The sequence below is a fragment of the Verrucosispora sp. TAA-831 genome (assembly GCF_050780145.1).
GTDB lineage: Bacteria > Actinomycetota > Actinomycetes > Mycobacteriales > Micromonosporaceae > Micromonospora.
The window spans coordinates 2,114,960-2,132,202 of record NZ_CP192240.1; the positions used below are offsets into that span (position 1 = coordinate 2,114,960).

At 72.0% G+C, this 17,243-nt stretch carries 16 protein-coding genes; 10 read left to right on the plus strand and 6 right to left on the minus strand.

What is annotated here, in order from left to right; all coding sequences use genetic code 11:
- Nucleotides 1–63: 63 nt before the first annotated feature.
- Together ACQVFL_RS09555 and ACQVFL_RS09560 are read right to left on the minus strand one after the other, a co-directional pair.
- Nucleotides 64–861, minus strand: a complete 798-nt coding sequence (locus tag ACQVFL_RS09555) for an exodeoxyribonuclease III (protein ID WP_431729194.1) — start codon at nt 859–861, stop codon at nt 64–66.
- A gap of 175 nt (nt 862–1,036) precedes the next feature.
- Complete coding sequence (locus tag ACQVFL_RS09560; protein WP_396691217.1) at nt 1,037–1,948, minus strand: proteasome assembly chaperone family protein; 912 nt, start codon at nt 1,946–1,948, stop codon at nt 1,037–1,039.
- Nucleotides 1,949–2,143: 195 nt separating this feature from the next.
- Here ACQVFL_RS09560 and ACQVFL_RS09565 point away from each other — a divergent pair, with 195 nt between their 5' ends.
- Nucleotides 2,144–2,899, plus strand: a complete 756-nt coding sequence (locus ACQVFL_RS09565; protein WP_431729195.1) for an EcsC family protein — start codon at nt 2,144–2,146, stop codon at nt 2,897–2,899.
- Between the two features lie 26 nt (nt 2,900–2,925).
- Here ACQVFL_RS09565 and ACQVFL_RS09570 read toward each other — a convergent pair whose 3' ends face one another.
- Complete coding sequence (locus ACQVFL_RS09570; RefSeq protein WP_396691211.1) at nt 2,926–3,777, minus strand: GDSL-type esterase/lipase family protein; 852 nt, start codon at nt 3,775–3,777, stop codon at nt 2,926–2,928.
- 119 nt (nt 3,778–3,896) lie between these two features.
- Entirely contained in the window at nt 3,897–4,493 is a 597-nt protein-coding gene (locus tag ACQVFL_RS09575; protein ID WP_396691209.1) for an antibiotic biosynthesis monooxygenase, read from the minus strand.
- A gap of 120 nt (nt 4,494–4,613) precedes the next feature.
- On the opposite strand from ACQVFL_RS09575, the gene ACQVFL_RS09580 reads away from it, so the two are divergent.
- The 9 genes from ACQVFL_RS09580 (at nt 4,614) to ACQVFL_RS09620 (ending at nt 13,645) form a co-directional block, all read left to right on the plus strand.
- Nucleotides 4,614–4,877: a DUF6343 family protein gene (locus tag ACQVFL_RS09580; protein ID WP_396691207.1), complete on the plus strand. Its 264-nt coding sequence runs from the start codon at nt 4,614–4,616 to the stop codon at nt 4,875–4,877.
- A 14-nt stretch (nt 4,878–4,891) separates the two neighbouring features.
- Entirely contained in the window at nt 4,892–6,304 is a 1,413-nt protein-coding gene (locus ACQVFL_RS09585) for an NADP-dependent succinic semialdehyde dehydrogenase (protein ID WP_431729196.1), read from the plus strand.
- Between the two features lie 389 nt (nt 6,305–6,693).
- Entirely contained in the window at nt 6,694–7,668 is a 975-nt protein-coding gene (locus tag ACQVFL_RS09590; RefSeq protein ID WP_431729197.1) for an amidohydrolase family protein, read from the plus strand.
- Nucleotides 7,665–8,870, plus strand: coding sequence for an SfnB family sulfur acquisition oxidoreductase (locus ACQVFL_RS09595; protein ID WP_431729198.1), 1,206 nt, complete (start codon nt 7,665–7,667; stop codon nt 8,868–8,870). Before ACQVFL_RS09590 ends, ACQVFL_RS09595 begins: the two co-directional genes overlap by 4 nt.
- Before the next feature lie 31 nt (nt 8,871–8,901).
- A complete protein-coding gene (locus ACQVFL_RS09600) occupies nt 8,902–9,759 on the plus strand; it encodes an ABC transporter permease (protein ID WP_396691199.1) in 858 nt (285 codons plus the stop codon).
- Nucleotides 9,756–10,499: an ABC transporter ATP-binding protein gene (locus tag ACQVFL_RS09605; protein WP_396691197.1), complete on the plus strand. Its 744-nt coding sequence runs from the start codon at nt 9,756–9,758 to the stop codon at nt 10,497–10,499. The genes ACQVFL_RS09600 and ACQVFL_RS09605 overlap by 4 nt, the downstream gene beginning before the upstream one ends.
- Before the next feature lie 27 nt (nt 10,500–10,526).
- Nucleotides 10,527–11,510, plus strand: coding sequence for an ABC transporter substrate-binding protein (locus ACQVFL_RS09610; RefSeq protein WP_396691195.1), 984 nt, complete (start codon nt 10,527–10,529; stop codon nt 11,508–11,510).
- Nucleotide 11,511: 1 nt separating this feature from the next.
- Nucleotides 11,512–12,573, plus strand: a complete 1,062-nt coding sequence (locus ACQVFL_RS09615) for an LLM class flavin-dependent oxidoreductase (protein WP_431729199.1) — start codon at nt 11,512–11,514, stop codon at nt 12,571–12,573.
- Between the two features lie 103 nt (nt 12,574–12,676).
- Nucleotides 12,677–13,645 (plus strand): TIGR03885 family FMN-dependent LLM class oxidoreductase, encoded by a 969-nt coding sequence (locus tag ACQVFL_RS09620; RefSeq protein WP_431729200.1) that lies wholly within the window; start codon nt 12,677–12,679, stop codon nt 13,643–13,645.
- A 98-nt stretch (nt 13,646–13,743) separates the two neighbouring features.
- Here the strand turns inward: ACQVFL_RS09620 and ACQVFL_RS09625 are convergent, their stop codons facing one another.
- Complete coding sequence (locus tag ACQVFL_RS09625; RefSeq protein ID WP_431729201.1) at nt 13,744–14,268, minus strand: GNAT family N-acetyltransferase; 525 nt, start codon at nt 14,266–14,268, stop codon at nt 13,744–13,746.
- Nucleotides 14,269–14,410: 142 nt separating this feature from the next.
- Nucleotides 14,411–17,023 (minus strand): glycoside hydrolase family 9 protein, encoded by a 2,613-nt coding sequence (locus tag ACQVFL_RS09630; RefSeq protein ID WP_431729202.1) that lies wholly within the window; start codon nt 17,021–17,023, stop codon nt 14,411–14,413.
- Nucleotides 17,024–17,243: the final 220 nt, after the last annotated feature.

Below are 17,243 nucleotides of genomic sequence, written 5' to 3' on the forward strand. Positions count from 1 at the left end.
GCCCCGCCAGGGGCCGTTTCGTACCGAGATCGGCGGGAGAGGTGGTGGGCGGGTGGGGCGGGGTCAGAAGGACTCGACCGTCGGCACGAGGTCGACGTCGACCACGATCGGCGCGTGGTCCGAGGGGCCCTTGCCCTTGCGGGCCTCCCGGTCCACGTACGCGGAACGGACCGCGCGGGCGACCGGCGCCGAGGCGTACACCAGGTCGATCCGCATGCCCTTGTTCTGGTGGAACATCCCGGCCCGGTAGTCCCAGTAGGTGTACGGGTGCGGCCCCTTCATCGGGGTGGGCACCACGTCGTCGAGGCCGAGGTCGCGCAGCGCCGCCAGGGCGGCCCGCTCGGCCGGCGTGACGTGGGTGGAGGTCGCGAACAGCGCCGGGTCCCACACGTCCTCGTCGGTCGGGGCCACGTTGAAGTCGCCGCAGACCGCGAGCGCCGGCCCGCCGGTCAGTTCCGCGTCCAGCGCGTCCCGCAGCGCCGCCAACCAGGCCAGCTTGTACGCGTAGTGCGGGTCGTCGGGGGCCCGCCCGTTCGGCACGTACACCGACCAGACCCGCAGCCCGTCGCAGGTGGCGGCGATGGCACGGGCCTCCGGCTCGGGGAACCCGGGTTCGCCGGGGAACCCGACCGTGACGTCGGCGAGCCCGACCCGGGACAGCACGGCCACGCCGTTCCACCGGCCGTCGCTGTGGCTGGCCACGGTGTAGCCGAGGTCACCCACCTCGGCGACCGGGAACGCGCCGTCGGGGCACTTGGTCTCCTGTAGGCAGACCACGTCCGGCCCGGTGCCGGCCAGCCAGTCCAACAGGCGGGGCAGGCGGGCCTTCACCGAGTTGACGTTCCAGGTCGCCAGGCGCATGGTGCCAGCCTGCCGTATCCCGGCCCGTCCCGCCCGACGTCGCACGAGCCCGGCGGTTCGCAGTGTGCGCGGCGCTGTGCGGTGTGCGGTTCGCGCAGGGGCGAAGTGTTAGGAGGGGACCCCTGCTATGCACGAGGCGTTAATAGGGGGCCCTTCCTTGCACGCGGAGCGGCCGTTACGCCTCCGGCGGGCGGGTCTGCTCGGCGAGGAAGCGTTCCAGTTCGGCGCCGAGTTCCTCGGCCGTGGGCAGCGGACCGTTCTCGGCGGCGAGCAGGTTCCGCTCGCCCTTGCCCCGGGCGAACGCGTCGTACTGCTCCTCCAGCGCCTGCACCAGCGCGCTGGCCTCGTCGTTCTGCGCGACCTGCCGGTCGATCTCGACGCGTACCACCTCGGCGGCCGAGTGCAGCCCGTCGCGGGGGAGCAGCAGCCCGGTGCTGCGCGACACCGACGCCAACAGCACCTCGGCGGCGGCCGGGTACTCGGCCTGCGCCACGTAGTGCGGCACGTGGGCGGCGAAGCCCAGCGCGTCCCGGCCCGCCTCGCCGAGGCGGAACTCCAGCAGGTGTCCCACGCTGCCGGGGACCTGCACCCGTTGCAGCCACGGCTCGTAGCCGGCGATCAGGTCACGTCGGGTGGCGTGCGCGGTCACGCCGGTCGGGCGGGTGTGCGGCACCGCCATCGGGATCGCGTTCAGCCCGACGGTGAGCCGGACGTCGAGCCGCTCGGCCAGACCCGACACGGCAGCCACGAACCGCTCCCACTGTAGGTCCGGCTCGGGTCCGGTGAGCAGCAGGAACGGGGTCTCGTCGTCGTCGCTGAGCAGGTGCAGCTCCAACGCGGGCGCGTCGTAGCTCTCCCAGTGGTCCTCGACGAAGGTCATCACCGGACGCCGGGAGCGGTAGTCGAACAACTGGTCGAGGTCGAACCGGGCGATCGGGCGGGCGTCCAGCGAGGTGAACAACTGCTCGCGGGCCAGCCGACTGGCGTTACCGGCGTCGACGAAGCCGGTGAGGGCCTGGATCAGGACCGGTTGCCCGAGGTCGGACAGATCGTCGGTGAGTTCGTAGAGCTCGTGTGGGTCGAGCACCGGTGCGGCCTCCCTGGTTTGCGCGTCACGGGTCGCCGGGTTGACGGCGTCCCGATCGCCAGAACGTACCCGTCATCCTGATGCATTCCTGTTGCGGCGAGCCGTTCGCCCCGGCATCGGTGTAGCAACAACCGACCGGGGTACCGCGTTGCCGTCACGAGGTACACATGGAGGGAAGTCACCGAAGGGAGAGCGATGAGCGATTCCGTCCCCGCCGACGGTCAGCCCGTCACCCCGGCACCGGCCGGGCCGGCGTCCGCGGGCGAGGCCGTCGAGGCCCCGCCGGCCACGCTCTGGGACCGCATGCGCCAGGATCCGCAGTACGCGCCGGAGCACCTCGCCATCGAGGCGGTGCGCCGGCTCGGGCCGGAGGCGGAGCGGTGGGCCCGGCAGGCCCGCGCCGACCATCCGCGCCTCACCGAGGAGGCCCTGGCAGAGAAGGCGGTACGCCGGTTCGTCAACCGGGCGCGGCTCTCCGGTGCGGTCTCCGGTGCCGCCGGACTGCCCGGTGCGGTGATCGACGTGGGGGTGCTGGCCTGGACCCAGGCGCGGATGGTGCTGCACATCGCCGCCGCGTACGGGGTGGACCCGACCCACCCGGACCGCGCCGCCGACCTGCTGGTGTTGCAGAAGGTGCACAAGGTGGCGGCGAGTGCCCGGCTGGCGCTGGGGGTGGCGGCCGGGCGGGAACGCGCCGGTGCGTTGTTCGGCGGTGGCGGCGGGCAGCAGGCACTGAGCCGGGTGATGCTGCGGTTGGGCGTACGACTGGCCCAGATGGCCGGCGTCCGCGCCGCGAAGCGACTCTTCGCCAAGGTGGTGCCCGGCGCCGCGATCGTGCTCGGCACCTGGGCGAACTCCTCGGCCACCAAGGGACTGGCCGAACGCTCCCGGGCCATGTACCGCCGGCCCGACGGCCCGCCCATCCCGGCACCGCGGATCTCGCCCGAGTAGTCCGGCGGGTGCGCCTTCGCCGACGGTCAGTCCGCGTAGCCGGAGGAGCGCCAGGTCACCTCGGCGAGGCGGGACTGACCGTCGGTGTTCGGGTGGAAGTAGTCCAACCGGTTGACCAGGTCCAGGTCGAAGCGCACCCGGTGTACCGCCCCGCCGTCGTGGCGGCACCGGGAGCCGTACGCCCGGCAGGCCGCCCGGAGTTGGTTGTTGTAGGCGTCGATCCGCTCCCGGAACTCGGCCCGGCGGGCCCGGTCGGCGGGGGCGTCCGAGGTCGCGTCGGCCAGCAGCGTCGGGCAGACGCCGCGCCGCCAGGCACGGGCCGCCCGGGAGTCGTCGTGGCCGACCTCCCAGAGGCGGTACAGGTCCGGGATGCTCACCACCAGCACCCGCGCCTTCGGGCGGCCCTCGCGCAACACCCGCAGCCCTCGGTCGATCTCGGCCCGGAACTCGGTCACCGGGGTCATCGCCCCGATCGTGCTCCGGCAGGCGTCGTTGGCGCCGATCAGGACGGTCACGTAGTCGGCGCGGTCGCGTACCGCCCGCTCGGCCTGCCCGGCCAGCGCGGCGGCCCGCGCGCCCGCACGGGCGTGGTTGTGGGCGTGGCCGCGCAGCCCCGGGTTGCGGTCCACCAGCTTCCGGTAGTGGCTCTCCACCCGCAGGCCGTCCCCGGTCGACCAGGAGTTGCGTTCGCACGAGGTCAGGACCAGGCAGGAACCGAACCCGGTGGTGATCGAGTCGCCGAGCGCGGCGACGACCTTGGGTGAGCCGGCCCGGGGTGTGTCGTCGCTCGGCCGTGGTGTCGGTTCCGCACCGGCCTCGCAGGCGAGCGCGACCAGTGCGAGCAGGCTGACCACGACGGTGGTCCAGCGTTTGGGCATGAGTTCCCCAGCCTCACAGCACAGAGCGACAGCATGGTGACTCTACGCGTGGGGCGGGTGGTGCTCCCGTGTCGATGTCGGAGATGCGGCAGAGACCTGTCGCGGTCGAGGGCCGCGTGCTATGCGCGCCACGGGGCGCGGTGCCCGTGCAGCCACCAGTGCAGCGCCCGGGTGATCCGGGGCAGCACCAGATAGGTCATCAGCGGGGTCAGGGTTAGCGTCATGACCAGGACCCGGGCCGCCACCGGCAACTCCGGCAGGAAGTGGCCGGTGAGCAGCGTCGCGGTGAGGCTGAGCGGGAAGAAAGCCAGCCAGATGGTGATCGCCTGCTTCCAGCGGGGCGGCGAGGCGGGCACCGTCGGCGTCGCGTCCAGCAACTCCACGGTCTCCTCGCGGGGCGGGTCGAACCAGCCCTCGATGCCGGTCCGTCGCTCGACCCGGGTGTGCTCGACGATGCCCTGTGCCGAGGTCAGCCACCAGTGCCGCTGCGGCGACTCCTCCCAGCGGCGCAGCGTGTCCGGGTCGGCGAAGCGGTAGAGCATGTGCCACTCGCCCGAACCGGGTGCGCTGCGGACCCAACCGGCGCCCAGGAAGCCTGGGAACACCTCGGCCAGCGCCGTACCGGCCCGCATCCACGCCACCATCTCGTCGGTGCGGGCGGGGTCGGCACGTCGGGCCACGGCGACGGTCACCGGCGCGGCGGAGCTCACGGTCATGCCTCCCATGGTGCGCGCGCCGACCCGTGACGGCCCCCCGGCGGGCGGTCGATGTAACGCAACGCACCACCGGGGCCCGCCACGACGGTTAGCCCCGGCATCGCCGGGTAGGTGGGGGCGATGACCAGATCCCAGCCCCGACGTGCCCGTGGCACGGTCGGCCACGCGTACAGCGCGCTCAACCTGAGGCTCGTACTGGCCGGCTTCGGGCTCGTCTCCATGGTCGTCTTCGCGGTGCTGGCGTTCCGTGCCGACGTGGCCTGGTTGGGTGTCGTCTGCGTCGTTCTCGCGGTGATCGCCGTCGTCGACCTGGCCGTCATCCAACGTCGTCGTGCCGCCCGCCGCCGCGAGGAACCCGGCGTACGGCACTCGCTCTTCGAGTGACGGGAGAAGCCCTGATGTCCATCGCCACCACCGACCCCCGGACCGGGCAAGTGCTCAAGACGTACGAGGCGATGTCCGACGCGCAGGTCGACGAGGCGATCGAGCGGACCCACCTGGCGTACCGGGACCTGCGGTCCACCACGATCGCGCAGCGCGGGCGGTGGCTGACGGCGGCGGCCGACCTGCTGGAGGCGGAGCGCGACGAGATCGCCCGGCTGATGACCACCGAGATGGGCAAGACCCTCGCCGCGTCGAAGGCCGAGGTCACCAAGTGCGCCAGCGCCTGCCGGTTCTACGCCCGGCACGCCGCGGAGTTCCTGGCCGATCGTCCGGCCGACGCGTCGGCGGTCTCCGCGACCCGGGCGTTCGTCCGCTACCAGCCGATCGGGCCGGTGCTGGCGGTGATGCCGTGGAACTTCCCGCTCTGGCAGGTGGTCCGGTTCGCCGCGCCGGCGCTGATGGCCGGCAACACCGGACTGCTCAAACACGCCTCCAACGTGCCGCAGACGGCACTGACGCTGGAGAGCGTGTTCCGGCGGGCCGGCTTCCCCGAAGGTGCCTTCACCGCGCTGCTGGTCGGCTCCGACGCCGTCGACCGGATCCTGAGCGACCCCCGGGTCCGGGCCGCCACACTCACCGGCAGTGAGCCCGCCGGCCGCTCGATCGCCCAGATCGCCGGCCGGGAACTCAAGAAGACCGTGCTGGAACTGGGTGGCAGCGACCCGTTCGTGGTGATGCCCTCGGCCGACGTGGACCTCGCCGCCGAGGTGGCCACCACCGCCCGCTGCCAGAACAACGGCCAGTCCTGCATCGCGGCCAAGCGGTTCATCGTGCACACCGACGTGTACGAGGCGTTCGCCGAGGCGTTCGCACACCGGATGTCGGCGCTACGGGTCGGTGACCCGATGGACGACGACACCGACGTCGGGCCGCTCGCCTCCGAGCGGGGGCGCGACGAGGTCGACGCCCAGGTGCGGGACGCCGTCGACCGGGGCGCCACCGTGCTCTGCGGCGGCGAGAAGCCGACCGGCGACGGCTGGTTCTATCCGCCGACCGTGGTCACCGACCTGCGGCCGGACATGCGGATGTGGAGCGAGGAGGTGTTCGGGCCGGTCGCCGGGCTGTACCGGGTCTCGTCGTACGACGAGGCGATCGAGGTGGCCAACGGCACCCCGTACGGCCTCGGCTCGAACGCCTGGACCCGCGACCCGCAGGAGCAGGAGCGCTTCGCCACCGACCTGGACGCGGGAGCCGTCTTCGTCAACGGCATGACCACCTCGTACCCGGAACTGCCCTTCGGCGGGGTGAAGAACTCCGGCTACGGCCGGGAACTGTCGGCGCAGGGCATGCACGAGTTCTGCAACGTCAAGACCGTCTGGGTGGGCGAGGGCGCGGCCACCGCCGGTGCGGGCGCCCACGCCGAGTAGTTGCACACGAGCGGTGCGGAGCGGATTGCCGCCACGGGGGTGATTTTGCTGGTCACGCCCGCCTCCGGCGTCTCGGATGCTGGGCAGGTTGTTGTTAATTCCTATCGGGTGGATAGGGTTACTGTCGTGATCAAGAGCCATTTCACCTGGCACCGGCGGCGCTGGCATGTGGACCTGCGCCGCACCGCCGGTGCCCTGTGTCGGCTCTAGACGACCCGCCGGCCTGACGACTCGGCCGGCGCCGCCCCCTCTCTCTCGGTGACCCGCTCGGGCACCCCCATCGGCTCACCCTCGACGGCCACCTCTGCCTTCGCGCGGGCCGACTCTCCCCGGAACCGGTGATCCTTCGCGCCGTTCCACACCCCTCACCGCACAGAGATCAGGTCAGCATGTCCGAAATCGGCTCACCGGCGGTGGTGGACTTCCACGTCCACTACGTCGACCCCGCCCATCCACCCGCCCTGTGGGCGTCCGCCAGACCCGAGGTGGCCGCGCTCCGGGAGCGGACCGTCCGGCGCATCGTCGACCTCGACGACGTCCTGGCGTCCGCCGAGGCCGGAGGCGTCGCCACCCGGGTGCTCAACGCTCCGCCGTCCCTGGTCGCCGCCGCCGGTACGACCCTGACCGCCCGGGTGATCCGGGAGATCAACGATCACCTGGCCCGCCAGGTCGCCGTCCACCCGGGCCGACTGGTGGGACTGGCGACCATCGACGCCTGGCAGGGGGAGGAGGCCGCCACCGAACTCCGGCGTGCGGTGACCGAGCTGCACCTGTCCGGTGCGGTCGTCGACGCCGCCGCGAGCGGAGGGGACCGGTTGCTCGACGACCCGGCCGCCTACCCGACGCTGCGGACGGCGGCGGAACTCGGCGTGCCGGTGTTCGTACATCCGATCAACCCGCGCGGCTTCACCGACCAGCTCGAAGGGATCGGCCGCGCCGGCACCCTGCTCGCCCGTGGCGCGATCGACGCCGCGAGCCTGCTGGCGCTGCTCAACTCCCGGGTCGTCGACGACCTGCCGCACCTGCGGATCGTCATCCCGCTGATCGGTGCCCCGGCCCTGCTGCTCGGCACCTTCACCGGGCTGACCGCGAAGATCAGCCGGCACGCGCCGGAACACCTCCGGCGGCACGTCTACGTCGACACCATGGGATTCGACCCGGCCAGCATCCGCTTCCTGGTCGACGTGGTCGGTGCCGATCACGTCCTGGTCGGATCGGACTCGCCGATCGTGGCCGAGTCGATCCACCGGGACGAGGTCCTCGCCGCGCTCGCCTCGGCGGGACTGGACGAGGCGGAGGTGGCCGCCGTCGCCGGGGGCAACGCGCGCCGTCTGCTCGGCATCGTCGAGGCGGCCGACGGATGACCGCCCACCCCGTGGCCCCCGTGCTCGCCGACGGCGCCGAGGCGGTACGCGTCGCCTCCGAGTTGGCGCGGCGGTTCGCGCCCGGCGCACGGGACCGAGACCGGAACCGGGCCGTCCCCACCGCCGAACTCCAGGAGGTCGCGGCCTCCGGGTTGCTCGGCATCACGGTTCCCCGGGCGTACGGCGGTGCCGCCGTCGGTCACCGCGACCTGGCCGACGTGTTCCGGGTGCTCGCCGTCGCGGACGCCTCCATCAGCCAGGTGCTCCAGAACCACTTCGTCTTCGTCCGGGTGCTGCGTGACCGGGGCACCCCGGCACAGCAGGAGTTCCTTCTCGGCGAGGTGCTGCGTGGCGCCCGTTTCGGCAACGCGATGGCCGAACGGGGCGTCGATCGCCGCAAGGGCGAGACGTCGACGTCGCTGCGGGCGCTGCCCGGCACGACGGACCTGCGGCTGGACGGCCGCAAGTACTACACGACCGGTGCCTCCACCGCGGACTGGGTGCCGGTGAAGACCCGGGATCCGGACGGCGTCGACGTGGTCGCCTTCGTCCGGCAGGGCACCCCCGGACTCTCCTTCGGCGACGACTGGACCGCTCTCGGTCAGCGCGGTACGCACAGCGGCAGCACCCTGCTCACCGACGTGCGGGTGCCGGTCGAGCAGATCGTGCGGTGGCCGTACGACGGCGCGGAACTGCGTACCGCCGGTGCCGCCGGACAACTGCTGCACGCGGCGATCGACGTCGGGATCGCCGAATCGGCGCTGGCCGCCGCAGCCGAGTACGTGCGTACCCGGACCCGCGCCTACGCCGACAGCCCGTGGGAGCGGGCCGCCGACGAGCACCACCTGATCAACGACGTCGGCCGGCAGACCGTCCAGGTACGCGCGGCCCGCGCGTTGCTGGAACGGGCCGCCGACGCGGTCGACGCGGCCGAGGCCGACCCGGTCCTGGAGGCCGGGAAGGTCGCCGAGGCGTCGCTCGCCGTCGCCGCCGCCCGCGCGTTCACCGCCGAGACCGCGGTGACCACCGCCAGCGAGCTGTTCTCCTACGCCGGCACCAGCGCCACCGACGAGGAACACGGGCTGGACCGGTTCTGGCGCGACGCCCGGACGCACACCCTGCACGACCCGACCCGCTGGAAGTACCACCACCTCGGCAACCACGTGCTCAACGGCGTCGCACCCCGGGGGCCCCTGCTGTGAACGCCGTGATCGTAGGAGGAGGTATACCCCGATGACCGCGCCTGCCCTGTCCACCGTGGACGCCACGGTCGGTCGGCCGACCGGTGGCCCGGCCGGCCCGCCGGCGCGCCGCAGCCCGGCACGGCGCCGGCTGCTCAAGTCGGCCCGACGGGTGCTGGTGCCGGTCCTGCTCGTCGGCGTCTGGCAACTGGCCTCCAGCGTCGGCTGGCTGAACCCGACCACGTTCGCCAGCCCGCGGATGGTCTGGGACCGGTTCGTCGAGTTCGCCGAGAGCGGCGTGCTGGCGACGAACGTGCTGGCCTCCCTGCAACGGGTGGTACTGGGACTGCTGGTCGGCATCCTGATCGGCGTGCTGCTGGGGTTGGCGACCGGGCTGTCCCGAGTGGCCGACGAACTCGTCGACCCGCCGCTGCAGATGTTGCGGGCCGTGCCGACGCTGGGCATGATGCCGCTGCTCCTGCTCTGGCTCGGTATCGACGAGGCGCTGAAGGTCGGCCTGGTCGCGATCGGCGTGATCTTTCCGATCTACCTGAACTTCAGCAAGGGCATCCGGTCGGTCGACCCACGGTTCCGGGAACTCGCACAGAGCTGCGGGGCCTCCCGGTACGCCGTGATCCGGCACATCATCCTGCCCGGAGCGCTACCGCACCTGCTCATCGGACTGCGGTTCTCGTTGGCGATCGCCTGGCTCAGCCTGGTCTTCGGCGAGACCGTCGCGGCGGAGTCCGGCATCGGCTACATGCTGACCCGGGCCAAGGACTTCCTGCAGACCGACACGATCGTGCTCTGTCTGGCCCTGTACGCGCTGCTCGGCCTGGCCATCGAGGGCCTGGTCCGGGTCATCGAATGGAAGACCCTGTCGTGGCGACGAGAGTTCGTGGACCGATGAGCGTGGCGTCGCCGGACATCGCCGGCATCTCCGTACGCGGGCTGCGCAAGCACTACGGCAGCCGCCTCATCCTGGACACCGTCGACCTGGAGGTACGCCACGGCGAGTTCCTGGTCATCGTCGGCGAGAGCGGCGGCGGCAAGAGCACCCTGCTGCGCGCGCTGGCGGCTCTCGACACCGACCACGAGGGTGAGCTGTCCGTCCGGCAGCCGGTCGCGGTCGGCTTCCAGGACGCCCGGCTCCTGCCCTGGCGCTCGGTCTGGGAGAACGTCGTCTTCGGGCTGCGCGGCAACCGCGCCGCGTTGCGCCGGCAGGCCGTGGAGGTGCTCGCCGAGGTCGGCCTGGACGCCCTCGCCGACGCCTGGCCGGGCACGCTCTCCGGCGGCGAGGCGCAGCGGGCCGCGCTCGCCCGCGCGCTCGTCCGGCGGCCGGAGGTGCTGCTGCTCGACGAGCCGTTCGGCGCCCTCGACGCGTTGACCCGGCTCCGGATGCAGGCACTGGTCCACTCGCTGTGGAAGGCGCACGGCTTCACCACCGTCCTGGTCACCCACGACGTCGACGAGGCGATCGTGCTCGCCGACCGGATCCTCGTGCTGACCGGCGGCCGGCTCGCCGACGAGGTCAGACCCCACTTCACCGGTGCCCGCACCCGCGAGGACCCCGGCTTCGAGCGGACCCGGATCCGGATTCTCGAACAGCTCGGTGCCGCCCACTACGAAACCGAACTCGGCCGGCACTGACCGGCACCCCTGTCGAAAGGCACAACCATGATCGACCGCAGAACCCGTCGGGCACCCCTGCTCGCCGCCGTGCTCACCGTCGCCGTCGCACTGACCGGCTGCGGTGGCGGAGGCGGCGCGGCCAACGCCGACGGCACGGTCTCGCTCACCCTGGTCACCACCGACCTGTACGGCTACACACCGCTGTTCGAGGCGAAGAACCTCCAGGTGCCCGGCGTGCAGATCACATACCGGGAGTTCGCCAACTCGGTCGAACTGAACTCGGCCATGGAGGCCGGTCAGATCGACATCTCCGACACCGGTGACATCGGTCCGATCACCGCGGCGGCCTCCGGAAGCCGGCAGAAGGTCATCGGCTGCACCAAGCCCAACGACCAGAACATCAAGTACATCGTGCGTCGTGACTCCGGGATCACCAGCTTCGCCGACCTGGTGGGCAAGCGCGTCGGCATGCCGATCCGCTCCAACCACGGGCTGTTGTACGAGCGGCTGCTGAAGAAGAACAACCTCACCGACAACGACGTCAAGGCGGTCAACATCTCCGGTGCCGACGGCGTCAACGCCCTCGTCAAGGGCGACATCGAGGCGTACTCGGCGAACGCCCCCGGATCGCCGGACATCCTGGAGCGCTACCCGGAACTGGTGGAGATCGACGGGATCGCCGGCACCGTGAACAACCTCTACTGCCTGCGGGTCAGCCCCCAGGCGTACGAGCAGAAGCACGCGGCGTTGCGGGCCTTCTTCCAGGCGGCTGCGGAACTCGGACTCTGGGCCTCCCAGCATCCCGACGAGGCGGCGCAGGTCGTCAAGCCGCACGTGGACTACAGCCTGACGACCCTGTCCACCACCTTCCGGATCAGCGGTGCCGGCTACCAACCGATCGACGACGCGTTCCTGCTCCGCCAGCAGGAGTTCGCCGACGAACTGCTCTCCGTCGAGTTCATCGAGAAGCCGGTCGACGTGAAGCAGGTCTTCGTCGGCGACTTCAACGACGTCCTGCCGGCGGCCTGACGTGGGCACGTCACCGCGTCTCGGGGTGTGGACGCCGATCAGCGGGAACTGGGCGGTGCGCCGGCATCCGGACGAGTGCCTCGACGGCAGCTACGCCGACAACCGGCGGACCGTCGTCGAGGCCGAACGGCTCGGCCTCGACACCACCCTCATCGCCCAGCACACCGTCAACCCGGGTGACCCGGACGGCGACGTCATCGACACCTGGACGACGTCGGCCGCGATCGCCGAGGCGACCTCCCGCATCGAGATCATCGCTGCGGTCAAGCCCTTCCTTTACAACCCGGGCGTACTGGCCAAGATGGCGACCCAGATCGGCCACATCAGCCGGGGCCGGTTCGCGATCAACCTGGTGTCCGGCTGGTTCCTGCCCGAGATCACCAGACTCGGTCTGCCGCTGATCGACCACGACCGCCGGTACGACTACTCGCGCGAATGGCTGTCCATCGTGGAGCAGGCATGGGCGGGTGGACCGGTGACCGCGACCGGCGACTATCTGCGCGCCGACGACCTGCGGCTGCGCCCGCTGCCGTACGCCGGCAGCCCGCCGCTGGTCTACTTCGGCGGCGAGTCGGAGCCGGCCCGTGCCCTCGCCGCCGCGGCGGCGGACGTCTTCCTGATCAACGGCCGACCGCTGGAGGGCCCCGACGGGGTGCGGGCGGTCATCGCCGACCTGCGGTCCCGGCCCCGCACCGGGCGCGCGCCGCTGCGGTTCGGGCTGACCAGCTTCCTCATCGCCCGCCCGACCGAGAGCGAGGCGAAGGAGGAGTTCGACCGGCTCTGGCGGTTGACCCAGGAACAGCGCAAGCCGATCGAGGGCGCGGATCCGGCCCGGGTGATGGGCCGCAACGCGGTCGGGGTGGCCAGTGTCGGCACGAACGGCGGAACCCTCTCCGGCCTGGTCGGCAGCTACGCGCAGATCGCCGACCGGATCAGCGCCTTCGCCGATGCCGGCGTGGACACGTTCCTGTTCCAATTCCAGCCGCACTTCGCCGAGATGGAACGCTTCGCCACCGAGGTCGCCCCGCTGCTGCGCTCCCGGCACGGCGCACCGGTGGGCTGACCGCTCGACCGATGGAATGAAAGGAGGGGTCCCCTGCTATGCACCAGGCGGTAGCAGGGGACCCCTGCTTACATCGCGCCGCGCGTGGGTAGGGAAAGCCCGCATGACGGCGATCGGCTTCCACGCCTCCCACGAGCAGATCCACCCGCGCGCGCTGCTGGAAGCGGTGATCCACGCCGAGCAGGTCGGCTTCGACGCGGCCATGTGCTCCGACCACTTCGCGCCGTGGAGCGAACGCCAGGGCCACTCCGGGTTCGCCTGGTCCTGGCTCGGCTCCGCGCTCCAGGCCACCGACCTCTCCTTCGGCGTGGTCAACGCGCCCGGGCAGCGCTACCACCCGGCGATCATCGCCCAGGCGATCGGCACCCTCGGCGCGATGTACCCGGGGCGTTTCTGGGCCGCCCTCGGCTCCGGAGAGGCCGCCAACGAGCACGTCACCGGCGAGGTCTGGCCGCGCAAGGACGTCCGCAACGCCCGGCTGCGCGAGTGCGTGGACGTCATCCGCGCGCTGCTCGCCGGTGAGGAGGTCAGCCACGACGGCCTGGTACGCGTGGACCGGGCCCGACTGTGGAGCCGCCCCGAGCAGCCTCCGGCCCTGGTCGGCGCGGCGGTCAGCGTCGAGACCGCCCGCTGGTGCGCGGAGTGGGCGGACGGGCTGATCACCGTCAACGCCGCACCCGAGCACCTGCGGCGGATGATCGACGCGTACCGGGAGGGCGGCGGTCGCGGGCCGGTGCATCTCCAGGTGCACCTGAGCTGGGCGCCGGACCATGGCGAGGCCGAGGCGATCGCGTACGACCAGTGGCGCAGCAACGTCTTCGCGCCGCCGGTCTGCTGGGACCTGGCCACCCCGGAACACTTCGACGTGGTCTCCGCCGAGGTGCCGATGAGCCGCCTCGCCGAGGTGGTCAACATCTCCGCCGACCTGGGCCGGCACGTGGGCTGGTTGGAGGAGTACGTCGACCTCGGGTTCGACCAGATCGCGCTGCACCACGTCGGGCAGGAGCAGCGGCCGTTCCTCGACGCGTTCGGCGAGCAGGTGCTACCGAAGCTGCGCGGTCGCAGCGGCTGAGCAGCGCTTCTCCGCAGACGGTCGTCCGTGGGGGCGGCCGGTACCTGTCATTCTCCCGTCCGACCCTCCCGGGGACCGGGGCCGGGGACGGCGACGGCTCAGTCGAGGCGGCGGGCCAGCACCTGTCCCGGCCATTGCGTGCCGTCCGGTCGGGACACGGCGGACGGATCGGTGGCGGTGAAGCCCTGCCGCTCGTACCAGCGGACCAGCGCGCCGTCGTCGCCCGCGTAGCAGTCCACCCGCAGCAGGTTCACACCGCGTTCCCGGGCCAGCTCGGCGGCGTGTGCCAGCAGCCGGCCACCGATTCCGGCACCGGCGTGCGCCCGATCGGTGACCAGCAGGTTCACGTACAGCTCCGGCTCGGTGGCGGGTGGCACGTACTCGGTGGCGTCGCCCACCACCAGCGCCCCGACCGGCTGCCCGGCCACCTCGGCCAGCCACAGCCCGCCGCCGACGGCCCACCCGTCGGCCTGGGCGATCCGGCGCGGGTCGGTCGAGGCCGGCGCGGTGCCCCACTGCCCGGTGCGCCCCCGTTCCGCCAACCACGCGACAGCGACATCGAGCAGCCGCAACACGACCGCCGCGTCCGCCACCCCACCCCGCCGCACCACGATCTCCGTCATACCGGCCATGCTGCCACGCGACGATCAAGAGGTTCGGGTCCCGATCCAGCACGGATCGGGACCCGAACCTCTTGATCAACGAAGCGGGGGGGCGAGACGGGCCGGGTGGGGGGCCGGTCGCCGACGGCCCCCCACCCGGGGTTCAGGAGACGGTGCAGGGGGAGCCGTTGACGGTGACCAGGGCGGGGTCGGGGTTGGCCCCCGGCCCGGTGGTGGCGTTGAAGCCGAAGGTCACCGTGCCGCCCGGGTTGATCCGGGCGTTGTACGACTCGTTCTTGGCGGTCACCGTGGCACCGGCCTGCGTCACCTTCGCCGTCCAGGCCTCCCGGACCTTGGCGTCGCCGGTGAAGGCGAAGCGGGCGGTCCAGCCGTTCACCGCGCTGGTGCCGGTGTTGCGGATGGCCACCTGGGCGGTGAAGCCGGTGCCGCCCTGCCAGAAGCCGTAGTTGGTGTACGACACCGAGCACGTCGGCGCCGGTACGGCCGAGGCGTCACCCTGGTCGGCGAGGAACGAGGAGATCCAGGTCAGCGCCGAGTTCCAGTTGATGGCGACCTCGTTGGTGGAGTACGAGGCGATGTCGTCGACGAAGCAGAACATCGGCGCGCAGCCGGCCAGCAACTGCTCCACGAACGGGTCCTGGAGGGCGGCGTTCGGGCCGCCGGCCAGCGAGCCGACCGGAGGCTTGGGCATGGACGGGTCGAGCTGGTGGCCGAAGATGCGGCTGTGCTGGTTCTCCGCCGCGTGCTCGCCCCACCCGGTCACGTACGAGATGTTCAGCGCGTTGCGGCCGAAGATGTAGTCCATCGCCTGCACCGCACCGTCGCGGTACTTCGCCTCGCGGGTCAGGTCGAACGCGGTGGCCAACACGACCGCGTTGTTGATCACGTTGCTGTTGCCGCCCCAGAAGTAGCTGCCGGCGTCACCGGGCATCGGCAGCCCGTACGCCTGCCGCTGGATCTCGGCGAGGTAGCCGTCGGCGGCGGTGGTGACCGAGGCGCGAACCCGGGCCAGGTCGGCGGCGGGCAGCCCGTTCGGCACGGTGGCCAGGTCGAGGCGGCCCAGCGCGGCCACGCTCTGCCAGCCGAAGCCCCGCGCGTCGAAGACGTCACCGGTGTGGTGCGGCGAGGCGGTCAGGTCGGTCAGGTACGCGCGCTCGCCGGTGGTCAGGTACAACTCCACGGCGGCCCAGTAGAACTCGTCGGTGACGTTGCTGTCGTCGTACGCGCCGCCGCCGTTGCCGTCGGTCGGGCTGGCGTACCGGGTGGGGTTGGCCTTGGCCGCCGCGTACGCGGTCTTGGCCGCGGTGCCGCAGCGCTGCGCGAACGCCGCGTCGTACGGGGCGAACAGCCGGGCGCACTGCGCGGCGACGGCGGCCAGGTTGAGCGTGGCGGCGGTGGACGGCGGGTGCAGCTCACGCGGCTCCGGGTCGTCCTCGGGCTGCAACGGCAGGCCGGTCCAGTTCCGGTCGTGGATCTTGTGGTGGGCCATCCCGGCCAGCGGCTTGCCGGCCGGCACCTGCATCCGCAGCAGGAACTCCAGCTCCCAGCGGGCCTCGTCGAGGATGTCGGGCACCCCGTTGTCGCGCTCCGGCAGCCGCAGCGTGCCGTCGCCGAGAGCGGTGCCGAAGCCGGCGGTGGCGGCGTTCTTGGTCCGCTCGAAGGTGCTCAGCAACTGGTAGGTGGCGATGCCGCCGTTCACGACGTACTTGCCGTGGTCACCGGCGTCGTACCAGCCGCCGCGCACGTCGAGCCGGTAGTCGCAGACCCCGGCCTGACACGGCACGTCGACGTCGCCCTGGTTCGGGGCGACGCCCAGGTGACCGGCGGGACGGGCGTACTCGTCGCCGACCAGGTCGCCGTCGATGGCGATGCCGCTGCGCTGGATGTAGAAGAACTGCAACGCGTCGGAGCGCAGTCGCTCGTAGAGCGCGCCGGAGATGTCGAACGGGTGGCTAACCTCGCCGTCCACGGCGAGCGTCAGGCCCTGCCCCGGTGTGCGGTAGCCGGAGAAGTCGACGGAGTGCACGTTCTGCGCCGACGCCGGGTCGACGCCGCGCGGGGTGGTGGTGCCGCTGGCGACCACGCTGCCGGAGGCGGCGCGCAACTGCCACGGCAGGGCCTCGGTGGCGTCGGTGACGACAGTGGCGTTCTTGGGGCCGCCGGGCAGGTAGCCGACCTGGTTGACCCGGACCCGGGGGCCGGTGTCCGGCACGTACGGCTCGGGCGGGTTGCCGCCGCGCAGCGAGACGTTGTCCAGGCAGACGGTCTGCCCCTCGGCGGCGCCGCCGACCTGGAAGATGAGCTGCGCGCGCTCGTCGTCCTCGGGCGCCACGAAGGTCCGCTCGACCCGTTGCTGGGTGGGGGTGGCGGCGGCGGTGACCGAGTAGTAGCCGGTGTAGGGGGCGTTGCCCAGTTGCAGCACGGCGGTGACGTTGCTGCCGGGGGTCGCGGTGACGTCGAAGCCGAGGGTGTACTCGGCGCCGGCGACCAGCGCCACCGCGTCCTGGCCGATGCCGGCGTCCCAGGGGTTGGCCAACCCACCGGCGACGGTGGTGCAGAGTTGGCCGTCGGTCACGCCGAGCGGGCCGGTGCCGAAGGAGAACCACGGCGACACGCCGGTGCTGAAATCGCCGTTGGTGATCTGTTCGGGGGCTTCGGCCGGGGGATCGGCGTGGGCGGTGCCGGCGCTCACGGCGGCCAGCGCCACGGTGGTCGCCGCGGCGAGGACCGCGAGTCGACGTCGGTATGGCGTCACGGAATATTCCTTCCGACGAACGGGACGGAATGGTGGTGGGCGAGTGCGAGGAAGCTGGGAGCGCTCCCAGGTATCGGGCATGTTTCCAGGGTGGACGGGCCCTGTCAATCGATCCCATCCGATGGGCTCGGAGGTCGTCGGCCAGTGAGATTCGCCGCGCCACGCCCGGTCGTCCTGATCTCCTAGAGACAACGGAGCCCTTCTCCTGGCAGGCTGCGTC